Source organism: Myxococcales bacterium (assembly GCA_022184915.1).
Classification (GTDB): Bacteria; Myxococcota_A; Polyangia; order Fen-1088; family Fen-1088; genus JAGTJU01.
Genome location: JAGTJU010000001.1, coordinates 1504319 through 1527782, shown reverse-complemented (window position 1 = coordinate 1527782; position 23464 = coordinate 1504319). Strand labels below are relative to the sequence as shown.

Annotated in this window: 15 protein-coding genes; 6 read left to right on the top strand and 9 right to left on the bottom strand. The window is 65.7% G+C overall.

Going from position 1 to position 23464, the window contains the following annotated elements; all coding sequences use genetic code 11:
* Positions 1 to 27 precede the first annotated feature (27 nt).
* The 3 genes from KA712_06315 to KA712_06305 all read right to left on the bottom strand — a co-directional run bounded on the left by KA712_06315 (position 28) and on the right by KA712_06305 (position 5777).
* The gene (locus KA712_06315) at positions 28 to 1080 is read right to left on the bottom strand and encodes a prolipoprotein diacylglyceryl transferase (GenBank protein MCG5052555.1); all 1053 of its coding nucleotides are present in this window, start codon (positions 1078 to 1080) and stop codon (positions 28 to 30) included.
* A gap of 137 nt (positions 1081 to 1217) precedes the next feature.
* Complete coding sequence (dnaK, locus tag KA712_06310) at positions 1218 to 3128, bottom strand: molecular chaperone DnaK (protein MCG5052554.1); 1911 nt, start codon at positions 3126 to 3128, stop codon at positions 1218 to 1220.
* A 159-nt stretch (positions 3129 to 3287) separates the two neighbouring features.
* Positions 3288 to 5777 (bottom strand): MMPL family transporter, encoded by a 2490-nt coding sequence (locus KA712_06305; GenBank protein ID MCG5052553.1) that lies wholly within the window; start codon positions 5775 to 5777, stop codon positions 3288 to 3290.
* A gap of 201 nt (positions 5778 to 5978) precedes the next feature.
* On the opposite strand from KA712_06305, the gene KA712_06300 reads away from it, so the two are divergent.
* Positions 5979 to 7685: an alkaline phosphatase family protein gene (locus tag KA712_06300; protein MCG5052552.1), complete on the top strand. Its 1707-nt coding sequence runs from the start codon at positions 5979 to 5981 to the stop codon at positions 7683 to 7685.
* Positions 7686 to 7703: 18 nt separating this feature from the next.
* Here the strand turns inward: KA712_06300 and KA712_06295 are convergent, their stop codons facing one another.
* The 4 genes from KA712_06295 to KA712_06280 all read right to left on the bottom strand — a co-directional run bounded on the left by KA712_06295 (position 7704) and on the right by KA712_06280 (position 14275).
* Positions 7704 to 8789, bottom strand: a complete 1086-nt coding sequence (locus KA712_06295; protein ID MCG5052551.1) for a hypothetical protein — start codon at positions 8787 to 8789, stop codon at positions 7704 to 7706.
* A gap of 139 nt (positions 8790 to 8928) precedes the next feature.
* A complete protein-coding gene (lon, locus tag KA712_06290) occupies positions 8929 to 11382 on the bottom strand; it encodes an endopeptidase La (GenBank protein MCG5052550.1) in 2454 nt (817 codons plus the stop codon).
* Positions 11383 to 11678: 296 nt separating this feature from the next.
* Positions 11679 to 12890 (bottom strand): recombinase RecA, encoded by a 1212-nt coding sequence (gene recA, locus KA712_06285; GenBank protein MCG5052549.1) that lies wholly within the window; start codon positions 12888 to 12890, stop codon positions 11679 to 11681.
* A 56-nt stretch (positions 12891 to 12946) separates the two neighbouring features.
* Positions 12947 to 14275: a CinA family nicotinamide mononucleotide deamidase-related protein gene (locus KA712_06280; GenBank protein ID MCG5052548.1), complete on the bottom strand. Its 1329-nt coding sequence runs from the start codon at positions 14273 to 14275 to the stop codon at positions 12947 to 12949.
* 175 nt (positions 14276 to 14450) lie between these two features.
* On the opposite strand from KA712_06280, the gene KA712_06275 reads away from it, so the two are divergent.
* Positions 14451 to 15215, top strand: coding sequence for a Stp1/IreP family PP2C-type Ser/Thr phosphatase (locus KA712_06275; GenBank protein ID MCG5052547.1), 765 nt, complete (start codon positions 14451 to 14453; stop codon positions 15213 to 15215).
* A 13-nt stretch (positions 15216 to 15228) separates the two neighbouring features.
* On the opposite strand, the gene KA712_06270 is transcribed toward KA712_06275, so the two are convergent.
* Positions 15229 to 16803, bottom strand: a complete 1575-nt coding sequence (locus tag KA712_06270) for a HAMP domain-containing histidine kinase (GenBank protein MCG5052546.1) — start codon at positions 16801 to 16803, stop codon at positions 15229 to 15231.
* 36 nt (positions 16804 to 16839) lie between these two features.
* A complete protein-coding gene (locus tag KA712_06265) occupies positions 16840 to 17328 on the bottom strand; it encodes a transcriptional repressor (protein MCG5052545.1) in 489 nt (162 codons plus the stop codon).
* 228 nt (positions 17329 to 17556) lie between these two features.
* On the opposite strand from KA712_06265, the gene KA712_06260 reads away from it, so the two are divergent.
* The 4 genes from KA712_06260 to KA712_06245 all read left to right on the top strand — a co-directional run bounded on the left by KA712_06260 (position 17557) and on the right by KA712_06245 (position 23433).
* Positions 17557 to 18294, top strand: coding sequence for a HEAT repeat domain-containing protein (locus KA712_06260; protein MCG5052544.1), 738 nt, complete (start codon positions 17557 to 17559; stop codon positions 18292 to 18294).
* Between the two features lie 35 nt (positions 18295 to 18329).
* Complete coding sequence (gene carB / locus KA712_06255; protein ID MCG5052543.1) at positions 18330 to 21650, top strand: carbamoyl-phosphate synthase large subunit; 3321 nt, start codon at positions 18330 to 18332, stop codon at positions 21648 to 21650.
* Positions 21643 to 22128, top strand: a complete 486-nt coding sequence (gene greA, locus KA712_06250) for a transcription elongation factor GreA (protein ID MCG5052542.1) — start codon at positions 21643 to 21645, stop codon at positions 22126 to 22128. The genes carB and greA overlap by 8 nt, the downstream gene beginning before the upstream one ends.
* 102 nt (positions 22129 to 22230) lie before the next feature.
* On the top strand, positions 22231 to 23433 hold the full coding sequence (locus KA712_06245) for an MFS transporter (GenBank protein MCG5052541.1): 1203 nt from the start codon (positions 22231 to 22233) through the stop codon (positions 23431 to 23433).
* Positions 23434 to 23464 lie beyond the last annotated feature (31 nt).

Sequence of the window (23464 nt, the reverse complement as noted above, 5' to 3'; positions counted from 1 at the left end):
GGGCGAGGCCCACGCGGAGCCATCGCGTCAAGTCGAACCAGAGCGGACGCCTCCCTTGTCCCACAGCCGAGAAGACGACGGATCCCGCCGGTGTTTGCGCACGAGCACCCGAGACAGCCCCAGGGCGAGCAGCACGGCAGTCATCCCGATGGCTTGCGAGGTCGAAAACGGCCCCACCTGGCCCCGCTGGTCGTCATCCCGCAGGATCTCGATGAGGGGACGACCTATGCCGTACCCGATCACCCAGGCCAGGAACACTTGGCCTGAAAAGCGGCGGCGGCGCCGCACGCCCAGCAACAGGGCAAAGAGGGCAAACCCCAGGAGGGACTCGTAGACCTGCGTGGGGTGCACCGGCAAAGAGCCCGCAGCGTGTGGCTCGATGAATCCCCGTCGGATGTGGGCGTCCCAGGCGGGGCTGCCGTTCGGAAAGACCAGGGCCCAGGGTCGATCCGTCGGTCGGCCGTAGTCACATCCGTACAACAAACAACCGATCCGCGTGATGCCCGTGCCCAAAGCAACGGACGGAGCCGCCACGTCCGCCCATTGCAAGAGAGGAAGCTTGCGACGCACGCAGCACCACCAGCTGGCCAAGAACCCTCCGATCATGCCTCCATAGGCAACCATGCCACCCTTTTGAACCATCAACGTCGCCATCAGATCGCCGGGGCGATTGAAGGCTGAGAGGTTCGTGAGCACATAGAGCAGCCGCGCGCCCACGAGCGCCCAGACCGCGGTCCACATGTAAATGGCTCCTGCCTGTTCCTGCGGCACCCCGTCGGCCTTCGCGAAACGAAGCGCCACAAACCATCCCAGCACCAGCGACGTACCCAACATCGTGCCATAGGCGTAGATGGGCAGAGCGACCCAGGGCTCTCGGAAGGTCGCCACCCTGGGCACGAACGCGCCGCCCCGCAAACCCATGAGCGCCCAAGCCCCGGCCAGCAGAAGCCAGGGGGTCGAGGAGGCCTTGGCGCCCGGACGGCCGCGGGCCGCCCAGGCTCGTACAAAGCTCGCGCCGGCAAGGATCACGGCCAAGAGCGCCAGCACCTTCGAGGGCAGTTCGAGGAGGATCGGGCTCATGAGGGGCACCTGAGCCTAGCAGCGGGCTCACCCCGCGACAGGCGCAGCCACTTCACGCGGATTCGAAAGACGACAGCGCGCCGGGATCATCCCGACGCGCTGCTGATTTCGTTCCCGAGCGGCCCGTACGTACGGGCTCAGCTCTTGGGAGCGTCGGTGTACTCGGCGTCAATCACGCCATCGTCGTCACCGCCGCCGCCCGCGGCGCCGGCACCCGCACCGCCGTCGGGTGCGCCGGCCGCCCCCTTGTACAGGGCCTCGGCCATCTTGTGCGACGCCTTTTGCAGCCGCTCGAAGGCGCCTTCGAAGACGTCAGCCTCCTTGGGCGTTTTGTGGTCCTCGAGCACATCTCGGGACTCTTTGAGCGCGGCTTCGAGGTCGCTGCGATCGCTCTGCCCAATCTTGTCCCGGTTTTCCTCGAGGTGCTTCTCGACGCTGAACACCAGACCTTCGAGCTGGTTCCGCTTTTCGATGGCTTCGCGGCGCTTCTTGTCTTCGCCCTCGTGCTCCTGGGCCTCGCGTACCATGCGGTCGATCTCGCCCTCGGACAGACCCGACGACGCCGTGATGGTGATCTTCTGCTCCTTGCTCGTGGCCTTGTCCTTGGCAGACACGTTCACGATGCCGTTGGCGTCGATGTCGAAGGTGACCTCGATCTGCGGCACGCCTCGTGGCGCCGGCGGGATGCCTTCAAGCCCGAACTTGCCGAGCAGCCGGTTATCGCTGGCCATGGGACGCTCGCCCTGGAACACCTTGACCTCGACCGAGGTCTGGTTGTCGGCCGCGGTCGAAAAGGTTTCGGACTTCTTCGTGGGGATGGTGGTGTTGCGCGGGATGAGCGCGGTCATGACACCGCCCAACGTCTCGATGCCGAGCGAAAGCGGCGTCACGTCGAGCAGCAACATGTCCTTCACCTCGCCCGAGAGCACGCCGGCCTGAACCGCCGCACCGAGCGCCACGACCTCGTCCGGGTTCACACCCTTGTGAGGCTCCTTGCCGAAAAACTCTTTGACCGCTTTTTGCACGAGCGGGATGCGGGTCGAGCCCCCGACCAACACCACCTCGTGGATGTCGGAAGGCTTTTTGCCCGCATCGGCCAAGGCCTTCTTGCAGGGCTCGATGGTGCGCTTGACCAGATCGTCGATCAGCTGCTCGAACTTCGCGCGCGACAGCTTGATCTGCAGGTGCTTCGGGCCCGAAGCGTCAGCCGTGAGGAAGGGCAGGTTGATCTCCGTCTCCATCACCGACGACAGCTCGATCTTGGCCTTCTCGGCCGCCTCGCGCAGACGCTGAAGGACCATCTTGTCCTTCGAGACGTCGATGCCCTGGTCTTTTTTGAACTCGTCCATCAGCCACTGCATGACGCGTGAGTCGACGTCATCACCGCCGAGGTGCGTGTCGCCGTTCGTCGATACGACCTCGACCACGTTCTCGCCCACCTCGAGCACCGAAATGTCGAACGTGCCGCCACCGAAGTCGTAGACCGCGATGAGCTCGTCTTTTTTCTTGTCGAGACCGTAGGCGAGCGCGGCAGCGGTGGGCTCGTTGACGATGCGCTTGACCTCGAGGCCGGCGATCTTGCCCGCGTCTTTGGTAGCCTGGCGCTGCGCATCATTGAAGTAGGCCGGGACCGTGATGACCGCCTCGGTCACTTTTTCGCCCAGGTACTCCTCGGCGGCTCGCTTGAGCTTGCCGAGCACCTTGGCAGAGACCTCGGGAGGCGCCATGCGCTTGCCGCGGGCCTCGACGTGCACGTCGCCGTTCGGGCCCTTGACGACTTTGTAGGGAATGCGCTGCGCTTCGGCCTGGACCTCGTCGAACCGACGGCCAATGAAGCGCTTCGCGGAAAAGACGGTGTTTTCGGGGTTCGTGATGGACTGCCGTTTGGCGATCTGGCCCACCAGGACCTCGCCTTTTTCGTCCCACGCCACCACCGACGGCGTCAGCCGGCTGCCTTCCTCGTTGGGGATGACCTTGGGCTCCTTGCCATCCATGATGGCCACCACGCTGTTCGTGGTCCCGAGGTCAATACCAATTATCTTTCCCATAGTTAGCCGTCCTTTCCGCTGAGTCGGGGTGTCTTGTGACTTGAGGTGCAACGTAAGCACGGAGCCCCTGAGCGTCAAGCGACGGCCTCGGGCTTTTCGGCACCCCCGAGGGGAGAGTGCGGGCTTTGGTCGCGCCCGCGCGCTCGACAGGCCCGGACGTCAGGCCGCTTGCGCGGGGTCAGCGATGGCGCCCTGAGGGCGGCCCCGATCTCCCAGCCACAGGAGCACGGCCGGGAGCACCACCACGCAGGAGAGCGCGTTGACGAACAAGCCCGTCAGGGCAACCCAGCCAAGCGAATTGAGGCCGCTGTGGTCAGCGAGCACCAGGGCCCCAAATCCAAGCGCCGTGGTGAGCAAGGCCGCCAAGATGGCTTGAGACGTTTCCGTGATCGCCCCCAGCCGCTCCTCCGGCCGCATGCGGCGGGTCACCAGGTGAACCCCGCCGTCGACCCCCATCCCGAACAGCACCGGGATCATGACCACGTTCAATGTGTTGAAGGAAAGCCCGAGAAGCGGCAGCAGGCCGAAGGTCCCCACCAGGGTAAGCGCAGCGGGCACCAGGCACAAAACGCTCTTGCGGAAAGAACCGACGAGGAGCCACATGGACAAGAACACGAGCACGAGGGTGAGGCCCATCACGAGGGGCGCTTCGCTTGCCACCAACGAAAATACGTCGGCCAACACGAGCGGTTCACCTGCTGCAGACACGGTTCCCCCCCCCTCGAGCGGGACGTTGCGCACGTCTTCGGCGAAGCGGATGGCGTTTTTGCCGTCCGAGAGGTCCAAGCTGCTGAACACCAGGACGAAGCTGCCCGCTTCGGCCGCGAGGGGCGCCCCGCCAGGGCCCAGCTGTCGGGGGCTCTCGAACTGGCGTCGGATCTCGGCAGGAATGTCTGCGTAGCCGAAGGGCAGTGCCTTGACTCCTTGCTGCAGAGCCGCAAAGCGCGCGTGCGCATCGCCCTCGAAATCCGAGGCCTCGAGCGGATCGATCAGTTTGCCGATTCGTTCGATGACAGCGCGTTTTTCGGCTTGGTCTGGAGGAACGAAGTCACTCTTCGCCATCACGAGGTCGATGGTGCTCTTGTCTGCCCGGCCCGCCTTGCGCGCGCGAAAGCCCTCCACGATGCGACGCTCGTGGGATTGGTCGTTGGCCAGCACCACCATGGGCGTCATCGAGTAGCCGAGCAGGCCATCGAGCGCGGCGTCCAGCTTGAACGATTCGAGATGGCTTTGTGCCAGGGCCCGGGTGTCGTAGTCGAAACGCCCCTGGAAGGAAGACGCAGCCAGAGCCACGAACGCAACACCCGCAATCGCAGTGGCCACACCCGGACGCCGGGAGAGCGCCTGCACCAGGCCGCCCATCACACCCGCACTGGGCGCGCGCGGCTTCCAGCCCCAACGCGACAAGAGGGAGAGAGACGCCGGCAGGATCAACACCGTGGACAGCACCACCATGGTGATGCCGAAGGCCGCAAGGATGCCGAACTCGCGAAACGCCCGAAACTCGGAGAGCGCAAGCCCGGAGAATGCCACCAGAGTCGTCAAGGCTGCCAGAACGACTGCGCGCCCGGTGCGGCCGAACGCCTGTGCGATGGCCTCGTGAAAAGGCCGCGTCTTCAGCTCCGACTCGAAGCGCCCGAGCAAATGAATGCCGTGGTCGATGCCGAGGCCGAGCAAAATGGCACCAATGAAGCCCGTGAGAATGTTGAGGCGCCCAAACACGAGGCCTGCGAGGCCGTACGTCCAGGCCAGGCCCACGAGCAGCGGCACGAAGAGAAGAGCCGCCGCGCCCAAACGCCGAAAGTAAAACACCACGTAAACGAGAATGCCGATCAGGGCCACGAGCGTGGTCAGGCGCAGATCGCGCGTGATGAGTTCCTGCTGGTCCACGCGTTTGGTGAAGGTGCCGCCCAAGGAGACGCGGAAGTCGGAGCCGTAGCGGTCGAGATCCAGGGACGCTACCGCGGCCTTCACGTCGTCCACCACGCGCCGGGAGAAGTTCAGGTCAGAGCCGATCCCGCTTGGCTTGACGAAGAGCGCGATGAGTCCTTCTTCGCGGTCGATGTAGTACGACTCCCGCACCTTCGAGAGGCGCCCCGCCCCGCCCACCGTGTATTTGTCGACGAGGTCGTCAACCTCGACGGCCGGGGGTGCTTCGTCGTCGAGGCCCACGAAGAGGGGGTTCTTCTGCCGTTTTTCCCAGTTGACCCGCTCCGCGATCCGCTCTTCGAGCGTCTGCAAGTCCTCGGTTTCCAGAAAGTAGAGGAAATGCTCCTGGAAAAAATCCTGGGGGCGCTTGTGGTCGACGTAACGAACGGTGGGTAGCCGCTCGAGCTCGGGCGCCAGATCGTCGGCGAAGGCTTGCAGCGCTTCTGGGGATCCCCCTCTCCCCACCACGGCGACGTAGCCGAAGCCCCCGAAGCGGTCCTTGACCTGCTTGAGCGCCTGCACGCTCTCGGCATTGTCGGGCAGCAGGCCCATCAGGTCGGCGTTGAGGGAGAGCCGGCGCGCCGGGACGAGGGCAGCCAGGGTCACGGCCAGCAGCACGAGCAGGGTCGCGACGGGTCGCCGGGCCGCCAAAGAGGCTAGTCGGCCCAGGGCGGCCTCCACGGCGGTGACGATGAGGTAGGACTTTTTCGGGGTTCCCAAACGTGATTCCTGTTCGGCGCGTACGCGGGCGGGTTTTAGCCTCGGGCCCCCCGTGGGTGCAACCCGCAACCCGGGTTGGATGCGTCGAGGAGGGGGAAGATTCTGTAGCGCGCGTGTTTTTTGGCGGCTTCCGACACCCCTTCCGGCATGCGCGGCGCAACATGACGCGCAGGGCGGCGAATCGGGTTGCGCCCCGAGCCGATGTGGGTCAAGACCCGCCGGGTGCTCCGTCGCCGTTGGCTCCGTGTGCTGGGGGGCTTGGCCCTCGTGGCGGTGATCGCCTGGTTCATCCTCGTGCCCTCGGCGCGGCCACCAGGGCGCCCTGCCGAGGGCAAACTCCTCACGATCTTCCTCATCGACGGCCTGTCGCAAACGCACTACGAGGCGCTCTCGCGCGCCGGGCGTTTGCCGCACCTTGGCCGGCTCGCGGCCGAGGGGACCTCCGTGGCCAACGGGATCTCCGCCTTTCCCAGCATGACGGGCTACGGGTTTTACCCCTTCCTTACGGGCCGCGACGCCACCGGCAGTGGGCTTTTGGGTCTGCGTTGGTTTGACCGCACGCGCACGCGGGGACAGATCCGCAACTACGTGGGGCGCTCGAACCGGCACATGAATACGGACCTGGCGGCCGTACCGCCCACGCTCTTCGAGCAGGTGGCCCCCGACCACAGCTTTGCGATCAACGCGCTCGTCGATCGCGGTGTTCGTTCCAAGGTGATGACCGGCTGGGACTTCACGATGGCGAAATACAACCAAAGCTGGTGGTTGCCGCGTTGGTTGCGGGCCTTGCCCGCGCTCGGGCCTCGGGTGGCCCCCGACCTGGCGGAGGCTGAAAGGCGGGTCTGGGCAGCCGCCGTGGCCGACTTGGCTCACCAACCGAAGATCCAGTGGGTCAGCTTCACCTCGCCGGACGCCCATGCCCACCTGCACGGCATGGACGCCGGTTACGATGCCCTGCTCGAGACGGTCGACGAGCTCATCGGACGTTATCGGGCCGAAAGCCAGGCGCGGGGCGAGGAAGGGCGTCGTGTGTATGCGGTGCTGACCGACCACGGCCTGGTGGACGTCCACGCCAACGTAGATCTGCGGAACTCGCTCGGTCGCGCGGGCATCCGGGTGGATCGCGAAGAGGCCACGCGGGTGGTCGACGACACTTTGGACGATGACCTCGCGGAACGCCTCGCGGGCGCAGATCTCGTGTTGCTCGTGAACGGCAACAGCCTCAATTACCTTTATGCCCGCAACCCCGAGGCCCCGCCCGACGCGGGCGACTTTTCCGTGCGGGTGCCGCGGGAGGCGCTGCGGGCGTTTCCCGGCCCGAGGGGCAAAGCCGTGGATCTGCTCGCCACCGTGCTAGCCACCCCGGGCGTCGACATGGTGTTGGCCCGCGACCGTGGCGGCGACGTCTTCGTCCACAGCCGCGACGGCGAGGCCCGCATCACGAAGACGGAGGGCGGCTTTGGGTACGAACCGCTCGGGGCCGATCCGCTCGGCTACGTCCAGGATCCCCGAACGGCCGCACTCATCGATGGACACCCCCACCCCGGAGACACCTGGCTCGCCGCCTCGGCACGGACTTCGTTCCCGGATGCGCTCGTGCGGGTGCACGCCCTGCTCTCGCAGCCGGGGTGCGGCGACATGGTGGTGCTGGCGAAGGCCGGTTACGACCTGGCCGCAGACTACGAACGCTTCGTGTCCAACTACCGCGGGGGGCACGGCGGCCTGCGCGCGGAGGAGCTGCGCGTGCCCTACCTCCTGGCGGGGCCCGGCATCGCGCGCGGTGTGACGGTCGAGGTGGCCCGGGCCGAGGACGTGGGCGCCACCCTGGCCGCTCTGCTGTCCCTCGGCCAGGCGCCCCGTGCGGAGGGACACCCGCTTGCACGCGCCCTCGCCCCGGCAGGGCCCTGACAGCGCCGCGTGTCGCCCTCAGAACGCCAGGCGGGCCCCCGCCACCACACCGATGAGGCCCCGATCCGGCATCACGTTGACGTGGGTGAAGACCCGCAACACGGTCAGGTTCACCTGAACGCCCACCAAGCTCCGCAGCTTGCCCGTGGTGGGGCTGACTGACTCACGGGCGGTCAGGCGCGCCGTGCCCACATTCACTTTGTCCCCGACCTGAGGCACCACACCGAGCAGCGTGCTGTTCAGGTCCATGCTGAGTTCGTTCGTGCCGAACTGCCAGTCGTAGCCGAAGCCGCCATAAAGGGACAGAAGGTAGAACAGCCGCACGTTCGTGGTGACCTCGATCGGCACCGACCAAACGCGCATGTCCGCGTTGAACGAGCCCGATGTGTTCGCCTCGATGTAGGGTGCGCCCGCGCCACTCGCAAGCGGGATGCGGCTCGTGACCGCATCGGCCAAGGTCAGCGACAGCCGGCCGTATTGAAGCCCCGTCGTCACGTCGATGCCCCCCCACCCGAACACCGAGCTGCGCTTCGGGTCGTGCACGTCCTCGAAGAGTTTCACCTGCCCGTGAACGCCGAAGTTTTCGGTCGTGCCGTCGAAGCGCTCGTAGGCCCCCGAGGCGCGAAAGTAGTTCGCGTAGATCGTGACAGGCCGCAGCCCCGCCCAGTCGAGATTCGTGCCGGCCATCACGGAGAAGTTGGCCCCCACGCCGTCGATGGGAGGCTGGCGGCCGTTGCGGCTGTCCACGTAGGCCTCGTCCGTGGTGGCCGAAACGTTCACCGCAAAACCGATGATGAACTTGCGAGGGTTCGAGGCATAATCGGCGCCAAGCCCCCGATTGGCGAAGGCCTGCGCGTCACCGAAGGCTTGAATGTAGCGTCGCGCGTCCGAAGCGCGGTAGAGCGCCTCGAGTTCCGTGCGGAGCGCGCTTTCGATCTGGGAAAGAGGCACCCCGGCCTCCGTCGCGTAAGCCGCCCCGGGCCCTGGCTCGAGCTGGACTGAGATCTCGCCTGCTCGGGCCATCCCGGCCCCTGCGAGGGCCAGAGTGCCCCAAAGACAGATCTTTAGGACGAACGAACGGGACCCCAAACGAGCTCGCTTCATGTGAACCTCAGATGCGGAACAGGCTGCACCCTGGCCAAGCCTGGCCGCGAAACGCACCAGCGGCAACAGCTCCCCGCACCGGTGGGAAAACTGTTGCCCTTGCGCCTCCCGTACGGGACCCAAGGTCCCGGAACAGAGGTCAGGCCGAAGGCGACGTGACCTGGGCGGGCGTGATGGAGCTCGTCATCGAGCCGACCAAGGTCGGCATCTCGGTGAGCGCGAGCGGCAAGATCTCGTCCATGCGCTTGACGTAGATGATCTCGATCTCCTTGCGCAGGTGCTCCGGGATGTCGATGACATCCTTGCTGTTACGCTCGGGCATGATCACCCGCTTGATTCCCGCCCGGTGCGCGGCAAGGAACTTTTCCTTGATGCCCCCCACGGGCAGCACCAGGCCCCGCAAGGTGATCTCCCCGGTCATGGCCACGTCCGAACGGATGGGCTTGCCCGTCAGCAGCGAGGTCATCGACGTGAACATCGTGACGCCGGCCGAGGGGCCGTCTTTCGGGATCGCGCCTGCCGGGATGTGCAGGTGGATGTCCGTTTTGTCGAGGAAGTTGTCGTCGAGCCCCAGCCAGCGGGAGTGCGAGCGAATGAAGGAAAGCGCCGCGGTGGCCGACTCTTTCATGACGTCACCCAGCTGCCCCGTGAGTACCAGGTTGCCTTTGCCGTTCATACGCGTGGCCTCGATGAAGAGGATGTCGCCGCCCACCGGCGTCCAGGCCAGGCCCGTGGCCACCCCTGGTTCGCTCGTGCGCTCGGCCACCTCCGGAAGGTGCTTTTGCGGCCCAAGAAAATCGGGGATGCGCTCGAGGGAGAGCACCTCCTTCTCCTTGGCCTTGTCCTCGGCCACCAACACGGCCACACCTCGGACCACGGAGGCGATCTCGCGCTCGAGGTTGCGGACGCCGGCCTCACGCGTATAGGCGTCGATGATCTCGGCCACCGCGGTGTCCTCGAAGACCACACGCTCTTCCGTGAGCCCGTGCTCTTCCAGCTGCTTTTTGATCACGAACTGTTTGGCGATGTTCAGCTTCTCTTCGCGGGTGTAGCCAGGAATCTCGAGAACCTCGAGACGATCCCGAAGCGCCGCGGGGATCGGATCGAGGATGTTGGCCGTGGCCACGAACATCACCTTCGACAAGTCGAAGGGCACCTCGAGGTAGTGATCGGAAAACGAGAAGTTTTGCTCGGGGTCGAGCACTTCGAGGAGCGCCGCTGCGGGATCACCACGGAAGTCGTGCCCCAGCTTGTCGAGCTCGTCGAGCATGAAGATGGGGTTATTCGACCCGGCCTTTTTCAGGCCCTGCACGATGCGGCCAGGCAGCGACCCCACGTAGGTGCGCCGGTGGCCCCGAATCTCGGCCTCGTCGCGCACGCCACCCAGGGAAATGCGCACGAACTTGCGGCCCAGCGCCCGCGCGATCGAGCGACCCAGCGACGTTTTGCCCACCCCGGGCGGACCCGCCAGGCAGAGGATGGGACCCTTTTTGTCGGCCTTGAGCTTACGAACCGCCAGATACTCGAGGATGCGCTTTTTGACCTTCTCGAGGTCGTAGTGGTCCTCGTTCAGGATGTCGCGGGCCTTGGCGATGTCGAGCTTGTCTTCGGTGCTCTTCGACCAGGGCAGCTCGACCAGCCACTCGAGATAGGTACGGGTGACCGTATACTCGGCCGAGGAGGGCTGCATGACCTTGAGACGGTCGAGCTGCTTGAGCGCCGTTTTCTCGGCGTCGTGAGGCATCTTGGCCTCGGCGACCTTCTCGCGGAAGTCGTCGAGATCCCCGCCCGAATCGTCAATCTCGCCAAGCTCTTCCTTGATGGCCTTGAGCTGTTGGCGCAGCACGTACTCGCGCTGGTTGCGGCCCATCTCTTCCTGAACCTGGGTGTTGATCTTCTCGCGAACCTTGAGCACCTCGTGTTGCCGCGTCAGGAACTGCAGCACGCGCTTGAGGCGGGCCTTGAGGTCGAAGATCTCGAGGACCTCCTGCTTCTCGTCGACCTGCACGTCGAGGTTGGAGGTGATGAGGTCGGCCAGCTGCCCCGGATCGGTCACGCTGTCGACGAGCGCGGAGGCTTCCTTGGGAAGCTCGGGCATCAGCTTGATGACCCGCTTGGCCACGTCCTTCAGGTTGCCCACCAGGGCGTCGAGTTCGACGTTCGACTCGGTGGGATCGGGCACCGGCTGCACCCGCGCGGTGATGTAGGGATCTTGCTCGCTGATCTCCAGCATGCGGATGCGAGACACGCCCTGGAGAATGACGGAGAAGTTGTCCTTCGCGAGCTTGATGACCTTGAGGATGCGGGCGGCACATCCCACGGTGTAGAGGTCCCCCGGCTCGGGGTCTTCGGTGCGGGCATCGCGCTGGGTGATGATGCCAATCACCGGCTTTTCCTTGCTGATCGATTCCTCGATGAGCTTGACCGAACGCTTGCGGCCCACGTCGATCGGAATGATCGAGCCCGGGAACAGCACGGCGTTGCGCAGCGGCAGAATCGCCAGCTGGTCGGGAATCTCCACGGGTCCCTCGGGGACGTTCTTCTTGGTTGCCATTGATCGGATCGTAATATGGGGGGAGGCGGCGCGCGACATTATTTGGTGAGCTGCCGACGCTCAACAACGCAGAACCAAACGGATCTTTTCAGGAAGACCGGCGGTGCCTTTTGTTCGGCGCACGGAATCCTTGGCGTCAACGGTAGGTCCGTACGATTCCGGCGCATTCCCCCGCAGGCCTGCGTTGACGCCCACCTGGAGCCGGGCGGGCGCACCCCGGATCTTGGGCGCTTCGAAACGAGTGCGGCCCCAGGGTCCAGGGCCGCACGTCTCTCATTCGTTATTTTGCTTACGATCTTTACCAAGGCCTGTAGGCAAGCCGATCCACGAGCGGCTCAGGCCGAGGCGGAGGTCTTCTTGCCGGACTTGCCCGTTTCGGCCGTGGCCGCCCCCACCGCCGCGTCCCCGAAGTCGCGGTTGATGCCATTTTTCGCCAGGATGAGGCTTTCGATCCGGGCGGCCGTCTCGGGATGCTCGCGCAGGTAGGTCTTGACGTTCTCCCGTCCCTGCCCGACCCGCTCGCCCTCGAAAGAGAACCACGCCCCAGCCTTGTCGACGATGCCGCTCTCGGCGCCGAGGTCGACCAGGTCGCCTTCGCGGCTGATGCCTTCGCCGTAGAGGATGTCGAACTCGACCTCGCGGAAGGGCGGCGCCATCTTGTTCTTCACCACACGCACCCGCGTGCGGTTACCCACCACCTTTTCACCATCCTTGAGCGCCCCCACGCGGCGAATGTCGAGCCGAACGCTGGCGTAAAACTTGAGCGCGTTGCCACCCGTGGTGGTCTCGGGGCTACCGAACATCACGCCGATCTTCATGCGGATCTGGTTGATGAAGATGACCAGGGTGTTGGACTTTGCGATCGTCCCGGTGAGCTTGCGCAGAGCCTGGCTCATGAGCCGTGCCTGAAGGCCCACGTGGGAATCCCCCATCTCGCCCTCGATCTCGGCCCGCGGGGTGAGGGCCGCCACGGAGTCGACCACCACCACGTCCACCGCGTTCGACCGCACGAGCATGTCGGCGATCTCGAGCGCCTGCTCGCCATAGTCGGGCTGGGAGACGAGCAGATCGTCGGTGCGTACGCCCAGCTTGCGCGCATACCCCACGTCGAGCGCGTGCTCGGCGTCGACGAAGGCACATACGCCGCCGCGCTTTTGCGCCTGGGCCACCACGTGCAGAGCCAACGTGGTCTTGCCGGACGATTCCGGGCCGTACACCTCGACGATGCGGCCCTTCGGCAACCCTCCCACGCCCAGCGCAATGTCGAGACCCAGCGAGCCGGTCGAGACAACCTTCACCTCGGGCGCGGGCACGCCCTCGCCGAGGCGCATGATGCTGCCTTTGCCGAACTGTTTTTCGATGCTGGAGACGGCGAGGTCGATGGCCTTGTCCTTCTCGGCATCACGCACCCGAGGGACTTCGGCGGCCTCCTTGATGACCTTCGAGGCGTCACGGGCGCCGTCATGCAGGGCCTCGCTCGACACCTCTTCCGCGGCGGCGCCGCTGGCTTTTCCGTTTTTCGACTCCGTCTTTTGCACCGTCGCCATGGGTCTCTCCTTCGTCTTCTCTTCCTGATGGTCTGCGATTCTCTAAAATGTGGGCTCTAGCGCTCGCCCGAGCGCCCCAGCAGCGCCTGCCGCGCCAGATCGAGGGCTGCGAAGGCGGCCGCGCGGCGGATCCGATCGCGGCCGCCTGAAAACAACCGTGTGAGCGTGCGCGTCTCGCCTCCGTAAGTCACCGCGAAGCAAACGGTTCCCAGAGGTTTTTGCCCAGGAACGTCGACGGGCCGCGTGCTGCCGTCGCGCGAGTCGCCTGCGATGCCCGTAATGGCAACGACCACGTCTGCACCCAGAAGCCGGCGTCCGCCCTCGGCCATGTCACGCGCACACGGCTCGCTCACGGCCCCGTGCGCGGCCAAAGTCTCGACGGGCACCCCAAGGACCCGGGTCTTCACTTCGTTGGCATAGGCAACGACCGCCCCCAGAAAGACGGCGCTGGCGCCTGGTTCTTCCGTGAAGAGCTCGGCCGCGTAGCCTCCGGTGCACGATTCGGCGAAGGCCAAGGTGCGGCCACGCGCGCGGAAAAGCTGCTGCACCACCAGGGGAAAGGTGTCCTCCCCCGTTCCGTAAACCGCCTGCCCCAGCCGAGACGTGACCTGCGCGTCGAGTGTGCCGAGCGTGGCCGCGGCCGCGGTCTCGGCCTCGGGCGTGGGCTCATGCCGGAGCACCACCCGTACGTGACACTCCGTCTGGGCCGCGCGGAAATGCAATGAAGCCGATTGCCCCTCGGGCAGCCCCTCCAGCAAGCCGGTGAGGGCGTGGTCGATGTGAGACTCACCCATGCCGTAGACGTGCCAGGTGCACACCTTCGTAGGCAGGCCCCCCGCCCGCGCGATCAACCCCTGTAGGTGAGGCACCACGCCCCCCTCGAAGATGCGGTTCATTTCCCGGGGAACCCCCGGCATGAAGTACGCGGAGGCCTCGCCGAGGCGCACGTGAAAGCCGGGGGCCAGGCCCACGGGGTTTTGCAAGGGGTCTGCGCCCGCGGGCACCCGCACCTGGCGTTCGTTGTTGGGGGTGAGGTGGAAGTTTTGGCGCGCGAAGCGGGCCCGCATGGCCTCGGCGGAGGGCCCGTGCAGCTCGGGCTCGACACCCAACATGCGCGACACCACGTCGACCGTGCGATCGTCTTCGGTGGGGCCGAGCCCGCCCGTCACGAACACGACCGCGTGGGACGCCGCAAGGCGCCGGAGCGTGGCCTCCATGACGAGGGGATCATCCGCCACCACCGCGTGCTCACCGGGGACGAGCCCCATGCCGAAGGCCCGATCCGAAAGAAACGCCGCGTTCCCGTTCACGATCTCCCCACGCAGAACCTCGTCACCGATGGCGAGCACGGCGAAGGAAGGCAGGGCAGCGGGGGACTTAGACATTTGTTCAGTACAGTAGTGAGCCCCCTGCGGCCTGTCAATCTCGGGATGGGAAACTCGCCTGCACGCCCCGCCGAGAGAGGGACCAGACCGAATGTAGGAGCCGCACCTCCTCGGATTTAACGCGCGTCGCCTTCCCCGTTCCGGCAAGCGTTACAACGTGTTATGAACGAGAGCGATGCGCATTCGCTACGCCGCCAAGACCGACCCGGGCCTCAAGCGGAGTCATAACGAGGACTTCTTTTCGCTCATCGAGGACGAGCAGGTTTTCCTGGTGGCCGATGGCATGGGAGGACACGCCTGCGGCGAGGTGGCCTCGAAGATGGCGGCCGATGTGGTCAAGGAGTTCTTCGATCGCACCCAGGACGAAGAGAACACCTGGCCCTTCAAGATGGACAAGAACATGTCCTTTTTGGAGAACCGTCTGGCCGTGGCGATCAAGATGGCCAACAAGCGTATCTTCGAGTCCGCCGCCCGCGACGCGAAGCTCAAGGGCATGGGCACCACGGTGGTCATGGGGCAAATCACGGGCGACAAGTTCTACGTAGCTCACGTGGGCGACTCGCGGTGCTACCGCATTCGCGGCGAAGAGGTGTCGCAGCTCACCCGGGACCACTCGCTGCTGGAAGACTACAAGGACGCCCGCCCCGACATGACGGACGAGGAAGAAAAGCGGTTCCCCCACAAGAACGTCATCACGCGGGCGCTCGGCATGAAAGAAAACGTTCAGGTCGACGTGAGGGCCGACGAGATCGCAGACGGAGACGTGTTCCTGCTCTGCTCGGATGGCCTTTCAGGCATGATCTCGAAGGAACTCATGGCAGAGACGGTGCGCAACGCCAGCGACCTCGAGGCCGCCGTGGCGGGTCTCATCGACGAGGCCAACAAAGCAGGCGGTACGGACAACATCACCGTGCTCGCGCTCGAGTGCCGCAAGCTTTGAGCGGGGAACGTGCTCACGCTGCGGCCGCGAGGCGCAGGCTGACCACGAACACGGCGCCCTCGCCCGGCAGAGGAGGGACCACCTCGAGCGTGCCGCCAAACGTCTCGACGATGGCCCGGCAGATGGAGAGCCCTAGCCCCGTTCCCTGGCCCGGGTCTTTGGTGGTGAAGAAGGGATCGAAGATGCGACGGTAGAGCTCACGCGGAACGCCGGGCCCCGTATCGCTCACGCGCACCAAAAGCCAATCGCTTTCGCGCGAGGCGCTGACAGTGACCTTCCCCTGGCCCTTCATCGCGTCGGCGGCGTTGAGGAACAGATTGACGAAGACCTGCCGCAGCCGCTCGGGCGAGGCCACGACGGAAGCCCAGGCGGCGGATGCGTCGATCTCGATCCCCGTGTGGCGCAAGCGGCTTCCCATGGGCGCCACGAGATCGCGCGCTGCCTTGACGACCTCGAGCGGCGAGGTTTTACCGGCTTCCTCGCGGCCCGGGCGGGAGTAGGCGAGCAGATCGGAAATCGTTCGGTGAATCCGCTGCGTCTCGGTCTTGATGCGGCTCGCGATGGTGTGGCGCTCGTCCGGGCTGAGCCTGGCTTCGTCGGGCGCGGCCGCGTCGCCCCTCAAGAGGTCGGCGTAACCGAGGATCGCCGCCAAGGGGTTCCCGATCTCGTGCGCGACGCCCGCCGCGAGCTGCCCCACCGAAGCCAACTTCTCGGTGCGGATGAGCTGCTCACGCTGGCTGGCCAGTGAGGCCGTCATGAGGTTGAACGCGTCGGCCAAGCTGACGATCTCGCGCGGACCCTCGACGACGATGGGTGTCGGGTCACCGCTGCGCACGCGCGCCGACGCCTGCTCGACCCCACGCAGGGGACGTATGACGAGCGCCGTGAGAAGGAAATACCCCAGCGCCACCAGCAAGACCGCGTTGCCCAACGCGAGGCCCACCAGCGCCGAACCCGAGGACGCCAAAAAGCCAATCATCGGGGGCGGGGCGCGGGTGACGACCCGGACCAGCCCCACCACCTGCCTGCCGGACAAAACGGGGGCGTAGGCCAAAAGCTCCGTGTCTCCCTGCGTCCCCTTACGGTAGTGGAGCACGGCGGGCACACCCGACAGCACGGCACGGGCCGCAGGCGGGTCACGGTCGCTCGCCTCGCGCGGGGGGCGGGACGCCACGAGGTTCTGTGCCTCGTCGAGGATCGAGACTTCCACGAGGGCACTGCCTTCCAGCAGCTGCCTCAGCAGGGGATCGAACCGGTTCATCGCTCCGCCTTCGGCCAACGGGCGCTCGGGAGGGGTGGCGGCCGAGATGGCTGACGCCGCGGCAGCGGCGAGCGTCGAGGCCGTGGCCTCTCGTTCCTGCCGAAGGGCATCCGCCGCCGCCCACAGGGCCAGCGTGCCGGTGGAGATGACCGCGAAAAGCGCCACGACCGCAAGTCCCAGCAGCACCTGCGTCCGCAGGCCGAACGCGCCGCGCCTCTGCGGCAGGCGAATGGCCGTCTGCGTGGCTTCCCCGGGCAGCCGCGACCACGAGGCAGGTTCCGAACCCGGGCCCGTGCGGGGCTGCTCGCCTGGCGCCTTGCCGGTCAAGAGGGCTTCCTGGGTGGATGCGAACTTAACGCAGCCTCAACGCTTCTTGGCGCGTTCGGCGGGGCAGGTGCCTTCGGGGAGGCCTCGTGCCTTGTCGCATAGACCAAACAGCTCGTGCCGATGCTGCACGATCTCGAACCCATGACGGCGCGCGATCTTTTCCTGGAGCGCCTCGATCTCGTCGCTCTCGAACTCGACGATGTAGCCGCATTCCTTGCAGATGATGTGGTCGTGGTGCTCACCGACGACCGCGATCTCGTAGAGGGTCTGCCCCGACCCGAACTGTCGAGACAAGGCCAGGCCGGCTTCTTCCAGGAGCTTGACCGTGCGGTACACCGTGGCAAGCCCGACACCGGGGTTCTTCTCGCGCGCCCGCGATAGCAATTCCTCGAGGTTCACGTGGCCCGAGGTCTCGAGGAACGCATCGACGATCGCCTCGCGCTGCAAGGTGGTCTTGAGCCCCTTGCGGCGCAGGTACGTTCGCCACGGTTCTTTGCTGCCAACCTCGGATTGTTTGCCGCCCACAGGACCCTCACGGGCTTGTCACGAAGACCTGACACGACGTTCCCGGTACGGAGAGCGGGGTTGCGAGGGGCCAAGCCGCGATAGAGCCCGCAATCATTACCAAGGCCTGCGGTGGGATCAAGACCATGTCGGCGACGAGAACGGCGGGGGTGCGAGCTAGACGCAGAGCAATAATCCGAACCCTGTCTCCCGAAACGGGTTTTTGATGATATAGAAGGCCCCAATTCCATGGGGCTGCTGGACATATTCAAGTCCAAGGACGAGCGCGCCGAGAAGTCGCGGGAGAAGGCCATCGCGCGATCACTCAACAAGTACGCGCAATCTCCCGATCGGCTTCGGGCGCTCGAAGCTTTGGCGCAAGATGGGTCCGAGGAGGCGCTCTTTGGCATGTTGCGTCGATTCGGTTTTCAATACGACAAGTCGATCGACGACGAGCAGGAAAAGGAGTGGGTGTTCGAGACCCTGGCGGGCAAAGGCGACAAGGCGCTGGCCCCCGTGCGCCGCTACCTGAAAAGCGCCGATTCCGTGTCTTGGCCCTTGCGCCTGCTGTCTCAGATTGCGGCTTCGAGGCAACAGGAGGTGGAGGTCTTGGGAGAGGTGCTCGAACGCCACGAGCCCGGCTATGAACGCGATCCCACGAAGAAGATCCAAATCTTGACTCATCTCGGCCAAATCAAGGAGGCGGGCATCTCGAAGCTGGTGGCCCCCTACCTGGAAGACATGGACGAAGGGGTCCGCTACGCCGCAGCCGAGGCGCTCTTGCGCCATAAGGAAGAAGCCACGAGCCGCACGGCGCTGCTCACGGTCTTCGTGTCGGAGGGCGAGGACAGTGTGCGCCTGCGCCGGCGCATCGCCGAGGGGTTCGCGGACCTCGGCTGGTCCACGGGCGAGCTCCGCGCCGCCGTGGAAGCCAAGTTGCCCGACGGATTCCAGCTGGACAAAGCCGGCCACGTCCAAAAGAAATAGCCCCCATCAACGCCCGAACCCGAGCCTCCCTGAAGATGCCGAAGCGAACTGACATCAAAACCGTCCTGCTCATTGGCTCCGGCCCGATCGTCATCGGGCAGGCCTGCGAATTCGACTACTCGGGCACCCAAGGTGCCAAGGCTCTGCGTGAAGAGGGCTACCGGGTGGTGCTGGTGAACTCGAACCCCGCCACCATCATGACGGATCCCGAGCTGGCCGACCGCACGTACGTCGAGCCGCTCACCGTCGAGATTCTGACGAAGATCATCGAGCGCGAGCGCCCCGACGCCCTGCTGCCCACCCTGGGCGGGCAGACGGCCCTCAACCTGGCCGTGGCGCTCGGCAAGGCCGGCATTCTCGAAAAGTACGACGTCAAGCTCATCGGTGCGCAGCTCGACGCCATCGAAAAGGCCGAGGACCGAGAGCTCTTCAAGCAGGCCATGGCGAAGATCGGCCTGGCCGTCGCAAAATCGGGTTACGCCCGCTCCCTCGAGGAGGCCCGCACCATCCAACGCGAGATCGCCGAGCAAACGGGCGAAGGGTTCCCGGTCATCCTGCGCCCTTCGTTCACGCTGGGCGGCTCGGGCGCCGCCGTGGCCTGGAACGCGGAAGAGTTCGACGCGAAGATGCTGTGGGGCCTGTCGGAGAGCCCCCGCGGCGAGGTGCTGGTAGAGCAGTCCATTCTCGGCTGGAAAGAGTACGAGCTGGAGATCATGCGTGACCGCAACGACAACGCGGTCATCATCTGCAGCATCGAGAACCTGGATCCGATGGGCATCCACACGGGCGATTCGATCACCATCGCGCCCGCGATGACTCTGACGGACAAGGAATACCAGTACATGCGCGACGCCTCCATCGCGGTCATCCGCGAGATCGGCGTCGAGACCGGCGGCTCGAACATTCAGTTCGCGGTGAACCCCCGCACGGGCGAGGTGGTGGTCATCGAGATGAACCCACGCGTGTCGCGCAGCTCCGCGCTCGCGTCGAAGGCCACGGGCTATCCGATCGCAAAGATCGCAGCCAAACTGGCCGTGGGCTACACCCTCGACGAGATCACCAACGACATCACCCGCGAGACGCCCGCCTGCTTCGAGCCCACGATCGACTACGTGGTCACGAAGGTCCCGCGCTTCGCGTTCGAGAAGTTCCCGGGCGCGGACACGACGCTCGGCCCACAGATGAAGTCCGTGGGCGAGGTCATGGCCATCGGCCGCACCTTCAAGGAGTCCCTGGGCAAAGCCCTGCGGTCCCTTGAGATTGGCCGCTGGGGCTTCGACTACACGAAAGAGGGCGAGTCCCTACCCTCGCTCGAGGAGCTCAAGCGCAACATCACGAGCGGAGGCCCCGACAGGTTGTGGCAGTTGGCCGAAGCCATGCGCATGGGTCTCTCCGTCGACGAGGCTTATCAGCTGACCGCCATCGATCCTTGGTTCCTCACCCAGATCGCCGAGGTCCTCTCGGAGGAAGAGACCGTGCGCGGCAAGGGCGCCAAGCTGCTGGAAGAGCCCACGGCGCTGGCCCGCGCCAAGCGGGCGGGCCTGGCAGATCGCCGGCTGGCGACGCTCACGGGTACGAAAGAGGAAGACGTGCGGCAGGCGCGGCAGCGCCACAAGATCGAGCCGGTGTACAAGCGCGTGGACACCTGCGCCGCCGAGTTCGAGGCCCACACGCCCTACCTTTATTCCACCTACGAGTCGGGTACCGTCTCCAACAGCGCGGGCAGCACGGCCCCCGAAGACGAAGCGCAGCCGACACAGAAACGCAAGATTGCGATCCTGGGTGGTGGGCCCAACCGCATCGGTCAGGGCATCGAGTTCGACTATTGCTGCGTGCACGCCGTGCAAGCGCTTCGCGCCGAGGGGTGCGAGGTGATCATGGTGAACTGCAACCCCGAGACTGTCTCCACCGATTACGACACCTCGGACCGCCTCTACTTCGAGCCCCTCACCCGGGAAGACGTGCTGGAGATCCTGAGGGTCGAAAAGCCCGAGGGCGTCATCGTGCAGTTCGGCGGGCAAACGCCGCTGCGCCTGGCGGTGCCTTTGCAAAAGGCAGGCGTCACGCTGCTGGGCACCAGCGCCGACGCGATCGACCGCGCCGAGGACCGCCAGCGCTTTGGTGAGCTCGTCACAAAGCTCGGCCTGAAGTCGCCCGCGTGGGGGACGGCGCACGGCTTGGCCGAGGCCCGCGCGATCGCGGATCGCATTGGCTATCCCGTGATGGTGCGGCCCTCGTACGTGCTCGGCGGGCGTGCGATGGAGATCGTGTACGACGGAAGCGGCCTCGAGCACTTCGTGGGGCGGGCTTTCGAGGCGTCTCGGCGCGAGGCCCTGGCTTCGGGCGGGGGCGGCGGTGACGAGGACGCGCCCATCCTGATCGACCAGTTCCTGGACGACGCGATCGAGCTCGACGTGGACGTGGTGGCCGACGGTGAACGTGCGGTCATTGGCGGCGTGATGGAGCACATCGAAGAGGCCGGCATTCACTCGGGCGATTCGGCGTGTGCCCTGCCGCCCTACTCCCTGGCGGCCGACGTGATCGAGATCGTCAAAACGCAGGCCCGGGCCCTGGCCATGGAGCTCGGTGTGCGGGGTCTCATGAACGTGCAGTTCGCCGTGCCCCGGGACAGCAAGGATGTGTACATCCTGGAGGTGAACCCGCGCGCCTCGCGCACGGTGCCGTTCGTCTCGAAGGTCACGGGCGTGCCGCTCGCGAAGATCGCCGCCCGGATCGCGATCGGACAAACCCTGGCCCAGATGGGCGTCAAGGAAGTCACGCCGAAGCACGTCGCCGTCAAGGAAGCCGTGTTCCCGTTCGTGAAGTTCCCGGGTGTGGATACGCTGCTCGGCCCCGAGATGCGCTCGACGGGCGAAGTGATGGGCATCGACACCACTTTCGAAATGGCGTTCGGCAAGAGCCAGTTGGGCGCCAACACCCGCCTGCCCTTCGCCAAGGAGGGCAACGTCTTCATATCGGTCAAGGACCGAGACAAACCGGCAGCCGCGAAGGTGGCTCTCGAACTCGTGAAGATGGGTTACGGCATCGTGGCCACGGGCGGAACGTGGGAATACTTGAACCGCCAGGGCGTCGCCGCCGAGCGGGTCAACAAGGTCCGCGAAGGTCGGCCTCACTCCGTCGACAAGATCGTCGACGGCGCGATTCACATGGTGATCAACACCACCCAGGGTGCGGAGGCGATCCGCGATTCGTTCACAATCCGGAGAACCGCTCTCGTCAAGGGTCTCCCCTACTACACCACCATGTCAGCAGCCCGCGCAGCGGTGGGTGCGCTCGCAAAACTACGCTCGGGCGCCATGACCGTGTGTTCCCTGCAGGAGTATCAAAATGGGTGATCGCATTCCCATCACGCCGCGAGGGCTCTCGGCCCTCCGAGAAGAGCTCAAGCACCTCAAAGAGGTGGAGCGGCCAAAGAACGTCCTGGACATCGAAGAAGCAAGGGCCCACGGCGACCTGCGCGAGAACGCCGAATACCACGCCGCCAAGGAGAAGCAGGGCTTCATCGAGGCACGGCTGCGTGATCTCGAAGGCACCATCGCCCTGTCGGAGGTGATCGATCCGGGCAAACTCTCGGGCTCGAAGGTGGTGTTCGGCGCCACGGTGCATCTGACCGACCCCAACACCGAGGAGGATGTCACCTACACCATCGTGGGAGACTCGGAGTCGGACATCAAACAGGGCAAAATCGCGATCTCCGCGCCGCTGGCGCGCGCCCTGATTGGCCGCGAGGAAGGTGACGCCGTCACCTTGCGCACGGCCAAGGGAAATCGCGAGTACGAGATCGTCAAGGTCGAGTTCATTCCTCAGTCATGAGGCGTGGCGAGCGGGAGCTCGCTTCCTTTTGCGCTCAGGGTTTTGCCTCCCCGGAATTTCCGAACCCGTGAGGATGATGTAAAACGGGGATCCGGAAACCGCGTGCTCAGCTCGACCCGAAAGATTGCCTGGATCAGCGCCGTGACCCACGGGCTGGTCCATGGGGCCGTCTTGTTGTTGCCACCGCTGCTGTCCGACCTGCGCGCCGAGTTTGGTGTTTCGCTTCTGGCCATCGTGGGCGTGGCGAATCTGATGCAGCTGGCGTTCGGCCTGGCAGCGATTCCGGCGGGGCGCTTGGCCGATCGCTACGGCTCGCGCAGCATGCTGCTCCTGGCAGCGGGAGGCTGCACGGCCTCTCTCACGGCTTTGGCGCTGGCGCCTTCGTTCTGGGTGCTCTCGGCGGCGCTCGTCACGCTGGGGCTTTCAGCCGGCATTTACCACCCGAGTGGACTGTCGATGCTGTCTCGGGGGGTCTCTCGCCACGAACAGGGGCGCGCGATGGGGATCCATGGGGTCGGAGGCAACTTGGGCGCCGCCCTGGCGCCCGCCTGGTCGGCGTTGTTCGCCGCGCAGCTTGGCTGGCGCTTTGGCTTCGCCGCGGCCGCCGTGCTGTCGTTCGTGTGCTGGGCGCTCACGATCACGCTGCCGAACGTGAAGGCAGAGGCGCCCGTCGTTCACAGCCACCGGGCCGGGCTGGCGTCCCTGCGGGATCTGCTCCTGGCCGTGCGCGCCCTGTGGCGCTCGCGGCCGCTGCGGTGGCTCTTGGTGTCCACCACGGCCGGGGGCTTCGTCTACCAGGGCGTGATCACGTTTTTGCCTTTGCACCTGGCTGACAGCGCGGGGGGGATCCTCAACGCCTCCTTCCTCATGTCCCTGGTGCTGCTGGCCGGGATCGCTGCCCAACGCTTCGGGGGGGAGCTGGCCGACCGGCTTCCGCGGGAGCGATTGCTCTTGGCAGAGATGGCGCTGTTTGCGCCCGTGATGCTGCTTTTGGGGCTGAGCTCGGGCGTGGGCCTCATCGCCCTGGCGTTGTCGGCGGGTTTCCTTTGGTTCATGGCCCAGCCCTTGTCCGCCGCCATGGCGGCCGCCTATGCCGACCATCGCGATCACGGGTTGGTGTTCGGCCTGCAGTTCGCCGCGACCTTCGGGGTGGGCTCGTTCGCGTCGACGCTCGGGGGCCTTTTGGTGGCAAAGGGCGGAACGCCCCTCGCGTTTTTGGGCTTCGGGGTCGTGGCGCTCCTGCAGCTGGGGGCGGCGATGGTGTTGGTGGCCTGCGCGCGCCGGCCCGCGGTCGAAACGCGCTGAGCGGGCCGCCGGAGGGCCCGGACCCGCACGC

Excerpts from the sequence above, each read along its gene's own strand:
- greA (MCG5052542.1), top strand. The coding sequence starts at position 21,643 with ATGGGTGATCGCATTCCCATCACGCCGCGAGGGCTCTCGGCCCTCCGA.
- recA (MCG5052549.1), bottom strand. The coding sequence starts at position 12,890 with ATGGCGACGGTGCAAAAGACGGAGTCGAAAAACGGAAAAGCCAGCGGC.
- KA712_06300 (MCG5052552.1), top strand. The coding sequence starts at position 5,979 with ATGTGGGTCAAGACCCGCCGGGTGCTCCGTCGCCGTTGGCTCCGTGTG.
- KA712_06280 (MCG5052548.1), bottom strand. The coding sequence starts at position 14,275 with ATGTCTAAGTCCCCCGCTGCCCTGCCTTCCTTCGCCGTGCTCGCCATC.
- KA712_06275 (MCG5052547.1), top strand. The coding sequence starts at position 14,451 with ATGCGCATTCGCTACGCCGCCAAGACCGACCCGGGCCTCAAGCGGAGT.
- carB (MCG5052543.1), top strand. The coding sequence starts at position 18,330 with ATGCCGAAGCGAACTGACATCAAAACCGTCCTGCTCATTGGCTCCGGC.
- lon (MCG5052550.1), bottom strand. The coding sequence starts at position 11,382 with ATGTCGCGCGCCGCCTCCCCCCATATTACGATCCGATCAATGGCAACC.
- KA712_06260 (MCG5052544.1), top strand. The coding sequence starts at position 17,557 with ATGGGGCTGCTGGACATATTCAAGTCCAAGGACGAGCGCGCCGAGAAG.
- dnaK (MCG5052554.1), bottom strand. The coding sequence starts at position 3,128 with ATGGGAAAGATAATTGGTATTGACCTCGGGACCACGAACAGCGTGGTG.
- KA712_06315 (MCG5052555.1), bottom strand. The coding sequence starts at position 1,080 with ATGAGCCCGATCCTCCTCGAACTGCCCTCGAAGGTGCTGGCGCTCTTG.
- KA712_06295 (MCG5052551.1), bottom strand. The coding sequence starts at position 8,789 with ATGAAGCGAGCTCGTTTGGGGTCCCGTTCGTTCGTCCTAAAGATCTGT.